The sequence below is a fragment of the Streptomyces sp. NPDC057854 genome, from assembly GCF_042797055.1.
Lineage (GTDB): Bacteria > Actinomycetota > Actinomycetes > Streptomycetales > Streptomycetaceae > Streptomyces.
Genome location: NZ_JBHVMF010000018.1, coordinates 73,125 through 89,353 on the forward strand (window position 1 = coordinate 73,125; position 16,229 = coordinate 89,353).

The window sequence follows — 16,229 nt, forward strand, 5'->3', positions numbered from 1 at the left end:
CAGGTTCCTGCGCGCGTTCGGGGTGTGGAGCTGGTTCATCTGAATCGCTTTCTCTATGGAGTCGGTCTGTAGAGCATCAACGGCAGAGAAGATCAGGTGAGAGGTCATGTCCCCCTTCGTTTCGCCCGTGGGAGCCGAGCATCTGGACACGGTGCGGGTGGCCGTCTACGCCCGGCAGTCCAAGGCGCGCCCCGACTCGTCCGAGGCGTCGCCGCAGGCGCAGGTGACAGCCGGCCGGGCGCTGGCGGCGAGCCGGGGGTGGGAGGTGTCGCACACGTTCAAAGACGTCGGTCGGTCTGGTTGGGATCCCGACGCCGTCCGCCCGGGCTTCGACGACCTCATGTCCGCTGTCCGCGCGGGTGAGGTCGACGTGGTGGTGGTGAGCGAACTGTCCCGGCTGACCCGGAAGGGCGCACACGATGCCCTGGAGATCGACGAGGAGTTCAAGAAGTATGGCGTCCGCTTCGTGTCCGTACGCGAACCGTTCCTCGACACGTCGCACCCGGTCGGCATCGCGGTCTTCGCGCTGATCGCGGCCCTCGCGAAGCAGGCCGGCGACGTCAAGGCGGAGTGCCTGCGCGGAGCCAAGGACGAGATCAGGGCGGTCGGCGGCCGGCACTCCAGCTCCGCGCCGTACGGCATGCGGGCGGTCCGCGAGAGGATCGGCAGCCTTGTCGTCTCCGTCCTGGAGCCGGACGAGGACAACCCGGACCACGTCGCGGTCGTCGAGCGCATGGTGGAGATGTCGCTCGCCGGAACCTCCGACAACAGGATCGCGACGACGCTGGAAGCGGAGGGCGTACCGGCGCCCGGCGAGGCCGAGCGGCGTGCCACCGAGAAGCGGATGGAGTCCCTCAAGAAGCGCCGCGTGTCGAAGGAGGACAGCCCGATCCGCTGGCGGGCCCAGACGGTGCGCTGGATCCTCTCCCACCCGGCCCTCGGAGGCTTCGCCAGCGAGCGCGCGAAGCGCGGCAAGGCGTACGTGAACGTGATCGCCCGCGATGCGGGCGGCGCGCCCCTGACGCCCCACCGGGGCGTCATCCCGGGGGCCACGTGGCTGGAGCTCCAGGAGCGGCGCAGCAAGCGCAACAAGACCACCAGGCAGCCCGGCGGAGAGGCCACACCCACGCTCCTGAGCGGGTGGCGCTTCACCACCTGCGGGATCTGCACGGGGTCCATGGGCCAGAGCAGGAACAACGGCGGGCAGGACTCCTACATGTGCGCCAACCCCCGGGGGCACGGGGGGTTGAGCATCAAGCGCAAAGACGCCGACGACTACGTGGCGTGGCGCGTCTGGGCACGTCTTGCCGCCGCGGACGTCGACGACAACGAGGACAGGGAATGGCTGGCGGAGGCGGCACTTCGATTCGCGCTCCAGCGCGACCTGTCCGGAGTCCAGGAGGAGCGGCGCGAGACGGCGGCGCGCCTCGAGCACGTCCAGAACTCCCTCGCCGAACTCCGCGCCGACCGCAAGGCGGGGCTCTACCGCGGGCGGGACGAGTCGGCCACGTGGCGCGTGACGATGACGCGGTACCGGGCCTTCGAGGACCAGTGCACGGCCAGGCTCGAAGAACTGGACGAGCAGATCAGGGCAGCGACCCGGGTTCCTCCGGACTGGTTCGCGCAGGGCGAGGACCCCTTGGGCGCCGGCTCCCCTTGGGCGGCGTGGGACGTGTTCCAGCGACGCGAGTTCCTGGCCCTCTTCCTCTCCGGGGTCTCCATCGGCCCCGGCCGGGACCCGGAGTCCCGCACGTACATCCCGGTCGAGGAGCGGGTGACGCTCCACTGGCGGCACCTCGAGACGGACGAGGGCCACGAAGACGACGAAGAGACGCCGGTCGCCCTCCGGTGCTCGCTCGCGCCCCGGTAGTTGCGCGGGAGCGGGGGCTCTCTACTTGCCCGAGTTCGCCCGGACGCCCCTCAGGCCGATCACGCCGACGGCCGTCCCCAGGGCGAACGACGTCACGGCGAGGGCGAGGTGCACCCAGAAGTAGGCGGTCGGGTCGCCGGCGTCGTCGAAGGCGAGTCCGCTCGCGTCCTTGACGAGGTTGCGGACGAAGGTGATCCAGATCACCCAGGACCAGATGCCGAACGCGAGAAGGAACCAAGATGTGCGTCGGCTGAGTTTCACGGGGGTGCCCTTCCGAGTGGGGGTGCGCGGGTCTCTGTCAGTATCCGACCCGTTCCTTCCGGTTCGACGGCCGGGGTTCTGTCTCCGCCCCGGCGCTCCACCGACTGACAAGAGAGGTTCCGGGCGTGATCGCCTTCCTGCCCTTCCTGGTCGTGGTCCTCGCGCTGCTCGGCGCGGTCCACTGGTACGTGTGGCGCCGTCTGGTCCGGGACGTCACCGTGCCCGGCGGCACGGCCCGGCGCCTCGGCACGGGGCTGGTGGTCGTGCTGCCGCTGCTCTCCGTCGCCGCGCTGGTCTCCGGGCGGGCCGGGCTGCCGTTCGCGGTGCAGCAGGCCGTCGCCTGGCCCGGGTTCCTGTGGCTGGCGCTGCTGCTGTACGTGGTGCTGGCGCTGCTCGTCGGCGAGGCCGTGCGGCCCCTGCTGCACCGGGTGCTCGCCCGGCGGGACGCCGCCGCTCCCGCCGCCGCTCCCGCCGCCGTGGCGGCGCCCGTGCCCGCGCCCGTCCCCGTGCCCGCGCCCGAGCGGGAGGAGGAGGGCCCGGAACCGGCGGAGGCGCCCGCGGAGCCCGCGTCCGGCTCCGGGGTGTCGCGGCGGCTCTTCGTCGCGCGGGTCGTCGGCGGGGCCGCGGCCGCCGTCGCCGCCGGGACCGTGGCGAACGGGGCGTACGGGGTGCTGCGCGGGCCCCGGGTGAAGCGGGTGACCGTCCCGCTGGCCAAGCTGCCGCGCGCCGCGCACGGTTACCGCATCGCCGTCGTCTCCGACATCCACCTGGGGCCCATCCTCGGGCGGGCGCACTCGCAGCGGATCGTCGACGCGATCAACGCCACCCAGCCCGACCTGATCGCCGTCGTCGGCGACCTCGTCGACGGCACCGTCGCCGACCTCGGTCCGGCCGCCGAACCGCTGGCGGGGCTCCGCGCCCGGCACGGCTCGTTCTTCGTCACCGGCAACCACGAGTACTTCTCCGGCGCCGACGCCTGGGTCGACCACGTCCGTGAGCTCGGCATGCGCCCGCTGCGCAACGAACGCCTGGAGATCGCCGCCGGGTTCGACCTGGCGGGCGTGGACGACGTGGCCGGCGAACGGGAGGGGCAGGGGCCCGACTTCGGCCGCGCGCTCGGCGACCGCGACCGGTCCCGCGCCGCCGTCCTCCTCGCCCACCAGCCGGTCGTCATCGACGACGCCGTCGCCCACGGGGTGGACCTCCAGCTCTCCGGCCACACCCACGGAGGGCAGCTCTGGCCGGGCAACCTGCTCGCCGAGCTCGCCAACCCGACGGTGGCCGGTCTCGAACGGTACGGGGACACCCAGCTGTACGTGTCCCGGGGCGCCGGCGCGTGGGGGCCGCCGGTCCGGGTTGGCGCGCCGTCCGACATCACCGTCGTCCAACTCGCCTCGAAGCAGGCGTGACCGGGAGGAATCCGGAGGGCGCTCACTCCCCGCGCCGGGGTCGATACGTGCTGCTCATCGACTTAAATTCGCATTTCACGGACATATGCATGCCGTGTGAAAGTTTCCTCTTCCCCCTGTGAAGACCGTGTGATTGGGTGGCGCAAACGCGACGATTCGGGGGCCGTCGCCCTGTGGGGTTTTGCGCGACAAAGGAAGCACGGCAATGCGGTCGACGGTCCGACTCCGGATCCTCATCACTTGTGGAGTACTGGTGGCCGCGGGGGTGGGGGGCTGGCAACTCCTGCCCTCCGACGAGGGGCGCACCGACCCCGTCCCCGTCGGCACCACCGACGAGGTCACCTCGCTCGACCCGGCCGGCGCGTACGACGCCGGCTCCTGGGCGATCTACAGCAACGTCTACCAGTCGCTGCTCACGTTCAAGCCCGGCTTCACCACCCCGACCCCGGACGCGGCGGAGAGCTGCCGGTTCGTGGGCGGCAGGCTCACCACGTACCAGTGCGTGCTCCGGGACGACCTCGCCTTCCCCAGCGGGCGGAAGGTGACGGCGGAGGACGTCAAGTACTCCTTCGACCGGATGCTGAAGATCAAGGCGGACGTCGGTCCCGCCGCGCTCTTCCCGACGCTGAAGGACGTGCGGGCGGACGGGCGGACGGTCACCTTCAATCTGAGCGGCCGGGACGCCACCTTCCCGCTGAAGCTGGCGACCGGCGCCGGCTCGATCGTCGACCGGGACCGCTATCAGGCGGACACCCTCCGCCAGGACAACGGCGTCGACGGCACGGGCCCGTACCTCCTCAAGGAGTACAAGCCGGGCGAGAGCGCCCTCCTGGAGCCGAACCCGAAGTACCGGGGCGCGCTCGCCGGGACGGGCAAGCCGGTCCTGGTGAAGTACTACAAGCAGTCCGAGGAGCTGGAGAAGGCGTGGAAGTCCGGTGACGTGCAGGTGACGCACCGTCAGCTGCCGCCGTCCTTCGTGGAGAACCTGGACACCAACGGCGGCACCCGGCTCACCGAGGCCGAGAGCGCGGAGATCCGCAATCTCGTCTTCAACACGCGGCCCGACGCGCCGACGGGCGAGAAGGCGGTACGGCAGGCGATCGCGGCGGTCCTCGACCGCCCGGCCCTCACCACCGGCGCGTACAAGGGCACGGTGGAGCCGCTGTACTCGCTGATCCCGCAGGGTTTCGTCGGGCACAGCACGGCCTTCTACGACCGCTACCCGGCGCCCGACGTGAAGAAGGCGGAGCGGCTGCTGGCGGACGCCGGGGTGGCGACGCCGGTGCGGTTCACCTTCGGCTACCGGCAGGACGCCACGTACAAGGCGGAGACCGCGCTCATCGAGAAGCAGCTGGAGGCCACCGGGCTGTTCGAGGTGAAGGTGGTGGAGGCCGACTGGCAGAGCTTCCAGAAGGGCTACACCAGCGGCGCGTACGACGCCTACACCGTCGGCTGGCTCCCCGACTTCCCCGACTCGGACAGCTTCACGGCCCCGCTGGTCGGCACCGGGAACACGCTGGCCAACGGCTACTCCAGCAAGACCGTCGACAAGCTGATCCAGGACACCCAGCGGTACGACGACCGCTCCCGGACCACCGGTGACTTCAAGGCGATCCAGGAGCGGGTCGCCGAGGACGTGCCGCTGATCCCGCTGTGGCAGAAGAACGACTACGTGCTCGCCACCGAGTCCGTCGGCGGTTCGCAGAACCTGTCCGACGGGACCGGCATCTGGCGGCTGTGGGAGCTGACCTGGCTGTGAGCCGCGCGGCCCGCCGGCCGGTGCCGGCGGGCGGTCAGTCCTTCTTCGGGGCGGTCCTGCGGGGCCGCCCCGACGCCGCCATCCCGGCCGCCGTCGGCATGAAGTCGGCGAGCAGTTCGTGGGTCTCCTTGACCAGCGGGCGCAGGATCCGGAAGCGGGAGAGCGAGATCGCGCGGGCGGTCACCGGGGCCAGCCGCTCCACGAGCCGCCGGCTGTTGGCCGCGCCGTCGGAGCGGTCGTACACCCAGAACAGCACCAGGCCCATCTGCTGGAGCCACAGCAACCGCGGGAGTGCCTCGGCGAGTTCGGGGTCGACCTTGACCGAGGCGCCGGAGAGCACCCGGCGGTGCACCTCGATGGCCGCCTCGCGCGGGCCCTCCGACTCGGGGGAGAACGGCGAGAGCGGGCTGTCGGGGTCGGCGGCGTTCTTGAAGAACTGGGCGGCGAACTCGTGGTACGGCTCGGCGATGTCGAGCCAGGCGAGCAGGACGCCGCGGATGCGGGCGACCAGTTCCTTCTCGCCGCCCTCCAGGACCGGCCGGACCGCCGCCTGGTGCTCCTCGGCGATCCGGTCGTAGAAGCCCTGGACCAGGTGTTCCTTGGACGCGAAGTAGTAGTAGGCGTTCCCGACCGAGACCCCTGCCTCCTGGGCGATCGCCCGCATGGTGGTCTTGTCGTACCCCCGCTCCCGGAAGAGCCGCAGCGCGGTCTCCAGGATGAGCGTCCGGGTCTGCTCGCTCTTCGGGGCCTTCGCGGCGGCCCCGCCCTTCGCGGCGCCTTCGCCCTTCGCGGCGGCCGGGGTCCTGCCCGGGCCGGCCGGGGCCTTCTTCTCTTCCTTCGCGTCCTTCACGGGCCGAGCCTAACCGGGCGGACCGGGCGTCTCGCAGTGCCCGTCCGCGCAGTCCGGACCCTTGAGTGCGTCCCGCCACCTCGCGGCGGCGAGAACGGCGGCGCGGGCGAAGGGCTGCCCGGCGGGGGTGGCGAGCCAGTGGGCGCGGGGCCGGTGTTCGGCCAGCGCCCAGAGGCAGACGATCCAGGCGGCGGAGGCGCGGTAGACCTGGCCCCGGTCCCCGATCACGGTGATCTCCCGCAGGGTGGCGGCGTGGTCGAGGTCCGGGAAGAGCTGCCGGGCGCGCTGCGAGCCGGCCGGTACGAGGTCGAGCGGGACGAGCTGCCGCTGGCGCAGCAGCCAGTGCCGGACGTGGACGCAGAGCGGGCAGTCGGCGTCGTACAGCACGGTCAGCCGTCCCACGGGGGTCGTGGGCCGAGCGGGGGCGGTCACGGCGGTCAGACCTGGGGCGCGGGCGGGGCCCACGGGCCGTCCTTGGGGCCGGTGGTCCAGTCCTGCGGGCCGACGGGCGGGACCTGTTCGCGTTCCATGACGCCGCGGCGGCGGATCTTGTTGAGCACGTAGACGTTGCCGAGGTGCATGACGCCGAGGACGAGGAGGACGACGCCGAGCTTGACGGACAGGGCCTCGAAGAGGGTCCGGGCGTCGAGGACGGCCGCGTCCTGGCTCAGATAGAGGGCGACGAAGCCGAAGTTGACGAGGTAGAAGCCGACCACGAGCAGGTGGTTGACGGCGTCCGCCAGTTGTTCGTTCCCGTGCAGCACGTCGGAGAGGAAGACCCTTCCGTTGCGGCTGAGGGTGCGGGCGACCCAGACGGTCAGGGCCACGCTGATCAGCAGGTAGACGGTGTACGCGACGACAGTGAGGTCCATGCCCCACGCTCCCTTGAACGCGTTCAAATGCTGGCGCTCTTGACTGTAGACCTCCTCTTGAACGCGTTCAAGTCGGTACGGGAAAGGTGTGGCCCGCCCTCCCCGGGCGGTCTAGGGTCACCGGGGTGACGCTCTCTCATGACACCGCCGGCACCGGCCCGCTGACCGTCGTCCTGCTGCACTCCGGGGTCTGCGACCGGCGCATGTGGGACGGCCAGTTCCAGGGCCTCGCCGACGCGGGCCACCGCGTCGTCCGCTGCGACCTCCGCGGCTTCGGCGACACCCCCGCCGACGCCCCGCACGTCCACGCCGACGACGTCCGGGACCTCCTCGACCGGCTCGGCGCCGAGCGGGCCGCGCTCGTCGGCTCCTCCTTCGGCGGCGAGGTCGCCCTGGAGTTCGCCGCCCGCCACCCCGGCCGCACCGCCGCCCTCGCCCTGCTGTGCGCCGCCGCCCCCGTCGCGCACGAGGCCGGACCCGAACTGCGCGCCTTCCTCGAACAGGAGGACGCCCTCCTCGACGCCGGCGACATCGAGGCCGCCACCGCCCTCAACGTCGCCCGCTGGCTCGGCCCCGACGCCGGCGACACGGCCCGCGCCCTCGTCCGCACCATGCAGCGCCGCGCCTTCGAGCTCCAGCTCGCCGCCCCCGAGGAGCACGGCCCCCGCCCCTCCGGCGTCACCGAGGACGACCTGCGGACGATCGCCGCGCCCGCCCTCGTCGTCACCGGCGCCCACGACCTCCCCGACTTCCGCGCCATCGGCGACCGGCTCGCCGCACTCCTCCCCGCCGCCTGCCGCGTCGAACTCGCCCGGTCCGGCCACCTGCCGCCCCTGGAACACCCCGAGGAGACCCTGACCCTCCTGACGGACTTCCTGGCCGCCCTCAGCGCCCCCGCCGCAGCTGGGCGGTGAGCGGGCGGCGCGGCGACGCCATGTCGCTCCCGGGCTCCGCCGTGCCCCCGCCCGTACGATCGCCCCATGAACCCGCCGGACCCCGCAGCCCCCGAGGAGCAGGACTGGACCGACGGGCACGTGGCCCGCTGGCAGCCCGTGCTGCCCGGGCTCGACCCCGTCGTCGAAGGCGCGGTCACCCGGATGAAGAAGCTCTCCGTCCACCTCCGCCGCGTCCGCGAGCAGTCGCTCCTCGACTTCGACCTCGAACGCCACGAGTTCGACACCCTGCACAAGCTGGCCGGCCGCGGTGGCTCCGCCGCCCCCTCCGAGCTGGCCCAGGACCTGGACCTGCCCCCCGCCTCGGTCACCGGCCGCCTCGACGCCCTGGAGCGGCGCGGGCTCGTCCGGCGCGCCCCCTCCGCCACCGACCGCCGACGCGTGGTCGTCGAGCTCACCGACGCCGGCCGCACCACCTGGCTCGGCGCCATGGAGGTCCTCGGCCACGAGGAGGAACGCCTCCTCGGCGTCCTCACCCCCGCCGAGCGCACCACCCTCAACGACCTCCTTCGCCGGGTCATGCTCGCCGCCGAGGACAACCCGTCCGTCCCGCCCTGGCACGGCTGACACCCTCCGTACCCGCACACGCGGGAAGGCCCCGCCTCCCAGGGGAGACGGGGCCTTCCTTCCGTGCGGCGGAGGTCAGAAGCGGCGCGTGATCAGTGCGCGCTTCACTTCCTGGATCGCCTTGGTGATCTCGATGCCACGCGGGCAAGCGTCCGTGCAGTTGAACGTGGTGCGGCAGCGCCACACGCCGTCCTTGTCGTTCAGGATCTCCAGGCGCTGCTCGCCGCCCTCGTCGCGCGAGTCGAAGATGAAGCGGTGCGCGTTGACGATCGCGGCCGGACCGAAGTACTGGCCGTCGTTCCAGAAGACCGGGCAGGACGACGTGCACGCGGCGCACAGGATGCACTTGGTGGTGTCGTCGAAGCGCTCGCGGTCCTCGGGGGACTGCTTGCGCTCGCGGGTCGGCTCGTTCCCCTGGGTGATGAGGAAGGGCATGACGTCGCGGTACGCCTGGAAGAAGGGCTCCATGTCGACCACGAGGTCCTTGAGCACCGTGAGGCCCTTGATGGGCTCGACGGTGATCGGCTTCTCGGGGTTGATGTCCTTGATCAGCGTCTTGCAGGCGAGCCTGTTCTTGCCGTTGATCCGCATGGCGTCGGACCCGCAGATGCCGTGCGCGCAGGAGCGGCGGAAGGTGAGCGTGCCGTCCATGTCCCACTTGATCTTGTGGAGACCGTCGAGCACGCGCTCCTTCGGGTCGATGTCGACCTGGAAGTCCTCCCAGACCACCGCGTCCGAGACCTCGGGGTTGAAGCGGCGGATCCGGAAGGTGACCGTGATGTACGGCGAGGCGGCGGAGTCCTTCTCCACCTTGTCCAGAACGGGGGTAGCCATCAGTACTTACGCTCCATCGGCTGGTAGCGGGTCTGGACGACCGGCTTGTAGTCGAGACGCACGGTCTCGGAGCCGTCCTCGCCGACCTCGCGGTACGCCATCGTGTGGCGCATGAAGTTGACGTCGTCGCGGTTCGGGTAGTCCTCGCGGTAGTGACCGCCGCGGGACTCCTTGCGCGCCAGGGCCGAGACGGCCATGACCTCGGCCAGTTCGAGCAGGTTGCCCAGCTCGATGGCCTCCAGGAGGTCGGTGTTGAAGCGCTTGCCCTTGTCCTGGATGGACACGTTCTTGTAGCGCTCGCGCAGCTCGGCGATCTTCTCGACGGCCGCCTTGATGGTCTGCTCCGTGCGGAACACCATCACGTTGGCGTCCATCGTCTCCTGGAGCTCGCGGCGCAGGTCGGCGACCCGCTCGTTGCCCGTGGAGTTGCGCAGCCGCTCGATCTGCTCGACCACGAACGCCTCCGGGGCCTCCGGCAGCTCGACGTAGTCGTGCTTGTGGGAGTACTCGGCGGCGGCGATGCCGGCGCGGCGCCCGAAGACGTTGATGTCGAGCAGCGAGTTGGTGCCGAGGCGGTTGGCGCCGTGCACCGACACGCAGGCGACCTCGCCGGCCGCGTACAGGCCCGGGACGACGGTGGTGTTGTCCGACAGGACCTCACCCTCGACGTTGGTCGGGATGCCGCCCATGGCGTAGTGCGCGGTGGGCTGGATCGGGATCGGGTCCGTGTACGGCTCGATGCCGAGGTACGTCCGGGCGAACTCGGTGATGTCCGGGAGCTTGGCGTCCAGCTGCTCCGGCGGGAGGTGCGTCAGGTCCAGGTAGACGTGGTCGCCCTCGGGACCGCAGCCGCGGCCCTCGCGGATCTCCGTGTAGATGGAGCGGGAGACGACGTCACGGGACGCGAGGTCCTTCATGACCGGCGCGTACTTCTCCATGAAGCGCTCGCCGTCCTTGTTGCGGAGGATGCCGCCCTCACCGCGGGCGCCCTCCGTCAGCAGGATGCCCATGCGCCAGATGCCCGTCGGGTGGAACTGGAAGAACTCCATGTCCTCCAGCGGGATGCCCCGGCGGTAGCAGGCGGCCTGGCCGTCACCGGTCAGGGTGTGGGCGTTCGACGTCACCTTGAAGAACTTGCCGGTGCCGCCGGAGGCGTAGACCACGGCCTTGGCCTGGAAGATGTGGATCTCGCCGGTGGCCAGCTCGTACGCGACGACGCCGGCGGACTTCTTGACGCCGTCGACCTCGGTGATCAGCTGGTCCAGGACGTAGAACTCGTTGAAGAACTCCACGCCCTCCTTGATGCAGTTCTGGTACAGCGTCTGGAGGATCATGTGGCCGGTGCGGTCGCCCGAGTAGCAGGCGCGGCGGACCGGGGCCTCGCCGTGGTTGCGGGAGTGACCGCCGAACCGGCGCTGGTCGATGTCGCCGTTGGGCGTACGGCCGAACGGCAGGCCCATCTTCTCCAGGTCGAGGACGGCGTCGATGGCCTCCTTCGCCAGGATCTCGGCGGCGTCCTGGTCGACCAGGTAGTCACCGCCCTTGACCGTGTCGAAGGTGTGCCACTCCCAGTTGTCCTCCTCCACGTTGGCGAGCGCGGCGGCCATGCCGCCCTGCGCGGCGCCCGTGTGGGAGCGGGTCGGGTAGAGCTTCGTGAGCACGGCGGTGCGGCTGCGCTTGGTCGCCTCGATGGCGGCGCGCATGCCGGCGCCGCCGGCGCCGACGATGACGGTGTCGTACTTGTGGATCTTCATGGCGTGGTTACCTCAGCCCCGTGCCTAGCGGATGTTCGGGTCGAAGGTGAAGATCACCAGCGTGCCCAGAAGGATGGTGAACACCGTGGCGGTGTACAGCAGGCCCTTGAGCCACAGGCGCGTGTTGGGGCGTTCCGCGTAGTCGTTGATGACGGTACGGAGGCCGTTGGCGCCGTGCAGCATGGCGAGCCACAGCATCAGCAGGTCCCAGACCTGCCAGAACGGGGACGCCCAGCGGCCGGCCACGAAGGCGAAGCCGATCTTGGAGACGCCGCCGTCCAGGAAGAGCTGGATCAGCAGGTGGCCGAGGACGAGGACCACGAGGACGACGCCCGAGAGGCGCATGAAGAGCCACGCGGCCATCTCGAAGTTGCCGCGGGTCGCGCGCGGGGTCCTGCCCGTGCGCTTGCGGGGGGCCTCGATGTAGGGGGCGGGGTTGTCCACGTCGTAGGAGGTGCCCTCGACGGGACCGATCGCGGAAGTGGTGTCAGCGGACATGTCTGGCGTCAGCTCCCGAACAGTTCACGTGCGGCGTGGCCGAGGATCGGGTACAGCGAGCCCGCCATCAGCACGACCCAGATGCCCACGACGGTCCAGAGCATCTGCTTCTGGTAGCGCGGGCCCTTGGACCAGAAGTCCACGGCGATGACACGGAGACCGTTCAGCGCGTGGAAGAGGATGGCGGCGACCAGGCCGTACTCCAGAAGAGCGACGATCGGCGTCTTGTAGGTCGCGACGACCTCGTCGTACGCCTCGGGGGAGACGCGGACGAGAGCGGTGTCCAGCACGTGTACGAACAGGAAGAAGAAGATGAGGACGCCGGTGACTCGGTGAGCCACCCAGGACCACATTCCTTCCCGGCCGCGGTACAGCGTTCCAGCCGGCACGGAAAAACCCTCCGGGAGCGGGGATCGGGGCCCGGCCGGCTTCTCTGTCGGTCTGGCCCGGCCGGGTACGGTCCACCGGCCCCGGTCATCGTAGCGACGAGTTGTCGGTTCGCTCGCGCGGGGTCCTTCAGTGTGATCAAACAGGCACGGACGGGCTATCGTCCGGGGCGGAATCGGGGCGTTTCCGGGAGAATCACCGGTCCTCGCGGGGGTGGGCGGCTCCCTGGGCGAGCGCGAAGGCGAGCCGGGAGCGGGCGAGGCGGCGCAGTTCGTCGGCCGCGACGGCCCGTTCCTCCTCCGGTTCGTTGCCGAGACGTGACCGGATTCCGGCGAGGACGGCGTCCAGCCGCTCGCCCGGCCGCACCCCGTCGAGGCTGATGACGAACGCGTGTCCGAACCGGCTCTCGTACGCGGCGTGCGCGGCGCTCAGCGCGGTCCGGGCGGCCGGCGGCGCGTCCGGGTGCGCCGGCGCGGAGGACTCGGCGGCCAGCGCCTCGTCGAGATCGGCGCCGGTCAGGTCGTACGCCGCCTCCTCGGCGGCGGCCAGCAGGGCGTCCGTCGTCGGGTAGGGCCGGTGGGCGGCGATCCGCTCGGCCCAGTGCCGGCTGTGGCAGCAGGACAGCAGCAGGCGGACCGCCTCCGCCTGCGGCGCCGCGTTGAGCAGCAGCGGGCCGCTCGGGGCACCGGGGGACTGCTGGGCGGGTATGGCAGGCGCGTCCGCCGGAGCCTCGGTGCGGCAGGGGGCGTGGGTGTCGCTGGTCAGCGTGGGCTCCGGGACGGCGGGACGAAAGGGGTGGGCGTGACGCAACGTTATCGACGGGACGGGGGAAGTGTCCGACGAGTGCGCGAATTTCACCCGGAAGGGAGAGGGCGGGAACGGGTGATGGACCCGCTCGTTCCGGCCGGACCGGGCGGGCCGGGGCGGCGACGACTGGCCGGGGCGCCGCAGGTGGGGGAGGATGCCGGGTGATGCGGTACTCCTCACGGGGCCCCCTGCGCGGCCCGGCACTCCTGGCGGCCGCGGTGGCCCTGACCACCGTGGCGGCCTGTTCGAGCGGCTCCCCGTCCGGCGCGGACGCCCCCGCCCGCACCCCGTCCGCCGGTACGGCCCCGGGGACCACGGCCGCGAAGCCCTCGCCGACCCCGACGCCGAGCCCCACGCCCACCCGGACGTACCCGCTCTCCACCGCGCCCCGCACGGTGCCCGCCGTCCGCTCGCACGAGCCGGCCCGCGGCCCCGGCTGGAAGCCCGCCGCGACCGCCGGGGTGGTCCTCGGCGCGGACAGCGCGGGCCTCGCCGACGAGGGCCGGCTGATCGCCCGGGAGCTGGGGCTGCGCTACCGCGGCGAGGCCGCCGCCGGACCCGGGGACGTCGAGCTGGCGCTCGGCGGATCGGGCGCCCCCGAGTCGTACACGCTCACCGTGAGGGACGGCCGGGTCCGGATCACCGGGCCCGACGAGGCCGGCGTGTTCTACGGCACCCGCACCCTCAAGCAGTCCGTGAAGGGCAGCGGCGCCATGCCCGAGGGCACGGTCGCGGACCGCCCGGCCAAGCCGCAGCGCGGGCTCAACGTCGACATCGCCCGCAAGTACTTCACCGCCGCGTGGCTGGAGGACCGCATCCGGGAGATGGGCGACCTCAAGCTCAACCAGCTCGGGCTGCACTTCTCCGACGACCAGGGCTTCCGCATCGCGTCCGACTCGCACCCCGAGGTCGTCTCCGAGCAGCACCTCACCAAGGCGGAGGTCCGCCGGATCCTCGCGCTCGCCGCGAGCCGGCACGTCACCGTGGTCCCCGAGATCGACTCGCCCGGGCACCTCGGCGCGGTCATCGCCGCCCACCCGGACCTCCAGCTGGTCAGCGCCACCGGCCGGACCCCGCGCGGCGCGGTCGACATCTCCGACCCGGACGCCGCCCGGATCGTCGACGACCTGCTCCGCGAGTACACCGCCCTCTTCCCCGGCGCCTACTGGCACCTGGGCGCCGACGAGTACGTGGCGCTCATGGCGAAGGACCCCGAGGCGAGCTACCCGCAGCTCGCGGCGGCGGCGCGCGAGGCGTACGGGCCGTCCGGCCGGGTCCAGGACCTCGCCACGGACTGGCTCAACGACCGCGCCGCGACCGTCCGCCCCACCGGCAAGACCCTCAAGGCGTGGAACGACGGCTTCTTCGCCGGCGGCGTGGTGAGCGCGGCGAAGGACATCGAGGTCGAGTACTGGACGGGCAAGGAGTACGGGGCCAGGCCCCCGCTCCCGTACCTCCAGGCGGGCCGCCGGCTGGTCAACCTCAACGACGAGTACCTCTACTACGTGCTCGGCGAGCCCAACCAGTTCACCTATCCGACCGGCCGCCGCATCTACGAGCAGTGGACCCCGCGCGTCGTGCGCGGCACCACCCCCGTCCCGGCCCGCTACGACGCGCAGATCCAGGGCGCCCGGTTCGCCGTCTGGTGCGACCTCGCGAACGCCCAGACCCAGGACCAGGTCGCCGCCGGCATCCGCCTCCCGCTCGCCGCCCTCTCCCAGAAGGTCTGGGACCCCCGCACCCCGTCCCTGCCGTGGGCCGACTTCCGCGCCCTGGCGTCGAAGGTGCGCGGCTGAGCCCGTGGCGGCGCGGCGGGCGAAGATTTCACGCCACGGGGAGTGACACGAACCGGCCGCGCGGCGCAGTATGCAGCGAACGTGCGGGCCCTTCGCGTCCGCCGCGGGTGGCGAGGAGGCGGTATGGCGCCGGGTACGGAGCGGAGTCTGCCCGAGCGGATCGGGGAGGCCGACGGGCGCGGGCTCGCCGCCGCTGGGCTCGCCTGTCTGGACCGGTGCCTGCCGCTGCTCGCGCCCGACCGCGCCGACGCGCTCCGGCCGGTGTGGGCGGCGGTCGCGCGCGGGGACGGCGGGCTGTGGGCCGAGGCCGTCGGCACGGCGCGGGCCGACTTGGACGGCGCGGGCGGCGAGGCCGCCGGGGACGGCGGGATCGTCACCCTGGTGCGCGCGATGCTCGACGGGATGCCCGCCGAGTGGGCCGCCGAGCCGCTGCGGGAGTGGGCCGGACGGTGCTCCTCCGTGGCGCTCGCCGTGCACCGGCTGTTCGACGTGACGGAGGACGGCCCGCTGCACGCCGGTGAACTCCGGCGGCAGCTGGCCGTCCTGGAGGCGGTCGCCCACGGGCCGACCGGACTGCGCCGGGCCCGTGAGCTCTCCGTGGAGGGCGGCCGGGTCCTGCGCGCGGTGGTCGCGCGCCGGGCCAGGACCGCCTGAGGGTCAGCCCTCGGCGGGGGCCTCGACCGTCGCGGACGCGACGAGTTCGGAGATCTGCCGCTCGGCCGTCGCCTTCTCCAGGCCGAGCCCGCTGAGCACCCCCGCGCCGTCCTCGTGCTCCAGCAGCGCGAGCAGGATGTGCTCGGTGCCGACGTAGTTGTGGCCGAGCCGCAGCGCCTCGCGGAAGGTCAGTTCGAGCACCTTCTTCGCCGCCGCGTCGTACGGGACGAGCGCCGGCACCTCCTCGGCGGCCGGCGGCAGCGTCGGCGTGACGGCCTCCCGGACCTGCTCGGCGGTGACGCCCTGCGAGGTGATCCACAGGACGGCCAGCCCCTCGGGCTCGGCGAGCAGGCCGAGCGCGAGGTGGCCGGGGACGGTCTGGTCGTTCCGCGCGGCGATCGCCTCGTTCTGCGCGGCGACGACGACCGCGCGGGCGCGCGGGGTGAAGCGGGCGAACCCGGCGTTCGGGTCCATCTTCTCGGCGTCGGGCTCCTTGGGGACGAACCGCTTCTGGGCGGCCTGGCGGGTCACGCCCATGCTGCGGCCGATGTCGGTCCAGGAGGCCCCGGAGCGGCGGGCCTGGTCGACGAAGTGCCCGATGAGGTGGTCGGCGACCTCGCCGAGGTAGTCCGCGGCGATGACCGCGCCGGAGAGCTGGTCGAGCGCGTCCGGGTGGACCTTCTTGATCGCTTCGATGAGTTCGTCGAGACGGATGCTGACGTTCGGAACCATGGGCTGCGTCATGAGGCAACCTTAGGTTGACAGTAGGAGGGTGTCAACGGATGGTTGACAGTCCTTCTCGGGTGGCAGGGGGCGTCCTGGCGGATGCGGTGACCGACGTCCCAGGGCGCGTCGCGCCCCGGTTCCGGAAGTACTCCTTCGCCCGCGTGTTCACCAGGGCGAGACCGGCGGAGAGCGCCGGGAGAAGAGGGGGAGAACGAGGGACGACCGGGGCCGC

Annotated in this window: 17 protein-coding genes; 7 read left to right on the forward strand and 10 right to left on the reverse strand. The window is 72.0% G+C overall.

All coding sequences use genetic code 11. The annotated features are described in order from the left end of the window. Positions 1-106: 106 nt before the first annotated feature. On the forward strand, positions 107-1,870 hold the full coding sequence (locus tag ACFVQZ_RS24765) for a recombinase family protein (protein WP_383626133.1): 1,764 nt from the start codon (positions 107-109) through the stop codon (positions 1,868-1,870). Between the two features lie 21 nt (positions 1,871-1,891). Here ACFVQZ_RS24765 and ACFVQZ_RS24770 read toward each other — a convergent pair whose 3' ends face one another. After that, positions 1,892-2,131: an SCO4848 family membrane protein gene (locus ACFVQZ_RS24770; protein ID WP_383626137.1), complete on the reverse strand. Its 240-nt coding sequence runs from the start codon at positions 2,129-2,131 to the stop codon at positions 1,892-1,894. 125 nt (positions 2,132-2,256) lie between these two features. Here ACFVQZ_RS24770 and ACFVQZ_RS24775 point away from each other — a divergent pair, with 125 nt between their 5' ends. Together ACFVQZ_RS24775 and ACFVQZ_RS24780 are read left to right on the forward strand one after the other, a co-directional pair. Further along, on the forward strand, positions 2,257-3,540 hold the full coding sequence (locus ACFVQZ_RS24775; protein WP_383626140.1) for a metallophosphoesterase: 1,284 nt from the start codon (positions 2,257-2,259) through the stop codon (positions 3,538-3,540). A gap of 205 nt (positions 3,541-3,745) precedes the next feature. After that, positions 3,746-5,299 carry an ABC transporter substrate-binding protein gene (locus ACFVQZ_RS24780; RefSeq protein ID WP_030496827.1) on the forward strand — a complete coding sequence of 518 codons (1,554 nt, stop codon included), beginning with the start codon at positions 3,746-3,748 and terminating at the stop codon, positions 5,297-5,299. A 34-nt stretch (positions 5,300-5,333) separates the two neighbouring features. Here ACFVQZ_RS24780 and ACFVQZ_RS24785 read toward each other — a convergent pair whose 3' ends face one another. Genes ACFVQZ_RS24785 through ACFVQZ_RS24795 form a run of 3 tightly spaced genes read right to left on the reverse strand, consistent with a single transcriptional unit; the run spans position 5,334 to position 7,021 of the window. Then, positions 5,334-6,149: a TetR/AcrR family transcriptional regulator gene (locus tag ACFVQZ_RS24785; RefSeq protein ID WP_051788152.1), complete on the reverse strand. Its 816-nt coding sequence runs from the start codon at positions 6,147-6,149 to the stop codon at positions 5,334-5,336. Between the two features lie 9 nt (positions 6,150-6,158). Then, positions 6,159-6,581, reverse strand: a complete 423-nt coding sequence (locus tag ACFVQZ_RS24790; protein ID WP_321193263.1) for a DCC1-like thiol-disulfide oxidoreductase family protein — start codon at positions 6,579-6,581, stop codon at positions 6,159-6,161. A gap of 5 nt (positions 6,582-6,586) precedes the next feature. Continuing rightward, positions 6,587-7,021 (reverse strand): hypothetical protein, encoded by a 435-nt coding sequence (locus tag ACFVQZ_RS24795; RefSeq protein WP_383626145.1) that lies wholly within the window; start codon positions 7,019-7,021, stop codon positions 6,587-6,589. 125 nt (positions 7,022-7,146) lie between these two features. On the opposite strand from ACFVQZ_RS24795, the gene ACFVQZ_RS24800 reads away from it, so the two are divergent. Together ACFVQZ_RS24800 and ACFVQZ_RS24805 are read left to right on the forward strand one after the other, a co-directional pair. Next, a complete protein-coding gene (locus ACFVQZ_RS24800; RefSeq protein ID WP_383626148.1) occupies positions 7,147-7,935 on the forward strand; it encodes an alpha/beta fold hydrolase in 789 nt (262 codons plus the stop codon). Positions 7,936-8,001: 66 nt separating this feature from the next. After that, a complete protein-coding gene (locus tag ACFVQZ_RS24805; protein WP_383626151.1) occupies positions 8,002-8,541 on the forward strand; it encodes a MarR family winged helix-turn-helix transcriptional regulator in 540 nt (179 codons plus the stop codon). Between the two features lie 75 nt (positions 8,542-8,616). Here ACFVQZ_RS24805 and ACFVQZ_RS24810 read toward each other — a convergent pair whose 3' ends face one another. The 5 genes from ACFVQZ_RS24810 to ACFVQZ_RS24830 form a co-directional block, all read right to left on the reverse strand. Further along, positions 8,617-9,375, reverse strand: a complete 759-nt coding sequence (locus ACFVQZ_RS24810; RefSeq protein ID WP_030496833.1) for a succinate dehydrogenase iron-sulfur subunit — start codon at positions 9,373-9,375, stop codon at positions 8,617-8,619. Next, the gene (gene sdhA / locus ACFVQZ_RS24815; protein ID WP_030496834.1) at positions 9,375-11,129 is read right to left on the reverse strand and encodes a succinate dehydrogenase flavoprotein subunit; all 1,755 of its coding nucleotides are present in this window, start codon (positions 11,127-11,129) and stop codon (positions 9,375-9,377) included. Before sdhA ends, ACFVQZ_RS24810 begins: the two co-directional genes overlap by 1 nt. A gap of 24 nt (positions 11,130-11,153) precedes the next feature. After that, positions 11,154-11,627, reverse strand: coding sequence for a succinate dehydrogenase hydrophobic membrane anchor subunit (locus ACFVQZ_RS24820; RefSeq protein WP_030496835.1), 474 nt, complete (start codon positions 11,625-11,627; stop codon positions 11,154-11,156). Between the two features lie 8 nt (positions 11,628-11,635). After that, the gene (sdhC, locus tag ACFVQZ_RS24825; protein ID WP_073809812.1) at positions 11,636-12,016 is read right to left on the reverse strand and encodes a succinate dehydrogenase, cytochrome b556 subunit; all 381 of its coding nucleotides are present in this window, start codon (positions 12,014-12,016) and stop codon (positions 11,636-11,638) included. A gap of 193 nt (positions 12,017-12,209) precedes the next feature. Then, positions 12,210-12,824 (reverse strand): 2-oxo-4-hydroxy-4-carboxy-5-ureidoimidazoline decarboxylase, encoded by a 615-nt coding sequence (locus ACFVQZ_RS24830; protein WP_383626156.1) that lies wholly within the window; start codon positions 12,822-12,824, stop codon positions 12,210-12,212. 161 nt (positions 12,825-12,985) lie between these two features. Here ACFVQZ_RS24830 and ACFVQZ_RS24835 point away from each other — a divergent pair, with 161 nt between their 5' ends. Together ACFVQZ_RS24835 and ACFVQZ_RS24840 are read left to right on the forward strand one after the other, a co-directional pair. Further along, positions 12,986-14,617, forward strand: a complete 1,632-nt coding sequence (locus ACFVQZ_RS24835) for a glycoside hydrolase family 20 protein (RefSeq protein WP_383626159.1) — start codon at positions 12,986-12,988, stop codon at positions 14,615-14,617. A 123-nt stretch (positions 14,618-14,740) separates the two neighbouring features. Next, on the forward strand, positions 14,741-15,271 hold the full coding sequence (locus ACFVQZ_RS24840; protein WP_383626162.1) for a hypothetical protein: 531 nt from the start codon (positions 14,741-14,743) through the stop codon (positions 15,269-15,271). Positions 15,272-15,274: 3 nt separating this feature from the next. Here the strand turns inward: ACFVQZ_RS24840 and ACFVQZ_RS24845 are convergent, their stop codons facing one another. Then, on the reverse strand, positions 15,275-16,015 hold the full coding sequence (locus ACFVQZ_RS24845) for a Clp protease N-terminal domain-containing protein (protein ID WP_383626165.1): 741 nt from the start codon (positions 16,013-16,015) through the stop codon (positions 15,275-15,277). Between the last annotated feature and the right edge of the window lie 214 nt (positions 16,016-16,229).

What these genes read in the sequence shown, in the direction of transcription:
- ACFVQZ_RS24765 (WP_383626133.1), top strand. Translation starts at nt 107, where the DNA reads ATGTCCCCCTTCGTTTCGCCCGTGGGAGCCGAGCATCTGGACACGGTG.
- ACFVQZ_RS24780 (WP_030496827.1), top strand. Translation starts at nt 3,746, where the DNA reads ATGCGGTCGACGGTCCGACTCCGGATCCTCATCACTTGTGGAGTACTG.
- ACFVQZ_RS24795 (WP_383626145.1), bottom strand. Translation starts at nt 7,021, where the DNA reads ATGGACCTCACTGTCGTCGCGTACACCGTCTACCTGCTGATCAGCGTG.
- ACFVQZ_RS24805 (WP_383626151.1), top strand. Translation starts at nt 8,002, where the DNA reads ATGAACCCGCCGGACCCCGCAGCCCCCGAGGAGCAGGACTGGACCGAC.
- ACFVQZ_RS24810 (WP_030496833.1), bottom strand. Translation starts at nt 9,375, where the DNA reads ATGGCTACCCCCGTTCTGGACAAGGTGGAGAAGGACTCCGCCGCCTCG.
- sdhA (WP_030496834.1), bottom strand. Translation starts at nt 11,129, where the DNA reads ATGAAGATCCACAAGTACGACACCGTCATCGTCGGCGCCGGCGGCGCC.
- ACFVQZ_RS24820 (WP_030496835.1), bottom strand. Translation starts at nt 11,627, where the DNA reads ATGTCCGCTGACACCACTTCCGCGATCGGTCCCGTCGAGGGCACCTCC.
- ACFVQZ_RS24835 (WP_383626159.1), top strand. Translation starts at nt 12,986, where the DNA reads ATGCGGTACTCCTCACGGGGCCCCCTGCGCGGCCCGGCACTCCTGGCG.
- ACFVQZ_RS24840 (WP_383626162.1), top strand. Translation starts at nt 14,741, where the DNA reads ATGGCGCCGGGTACGGAGCGGAGTCTGCCCGAGCGGATCGGGGAGGCC.
- ACFVQZ_RS24845 (WP_383626165.1), bottom strand. Translation starts at nt 16,015, where the DNA reads ATGACGCAGCCCATGGTTCCGAACGTCAGCATCCGTCTCGACGAACTC.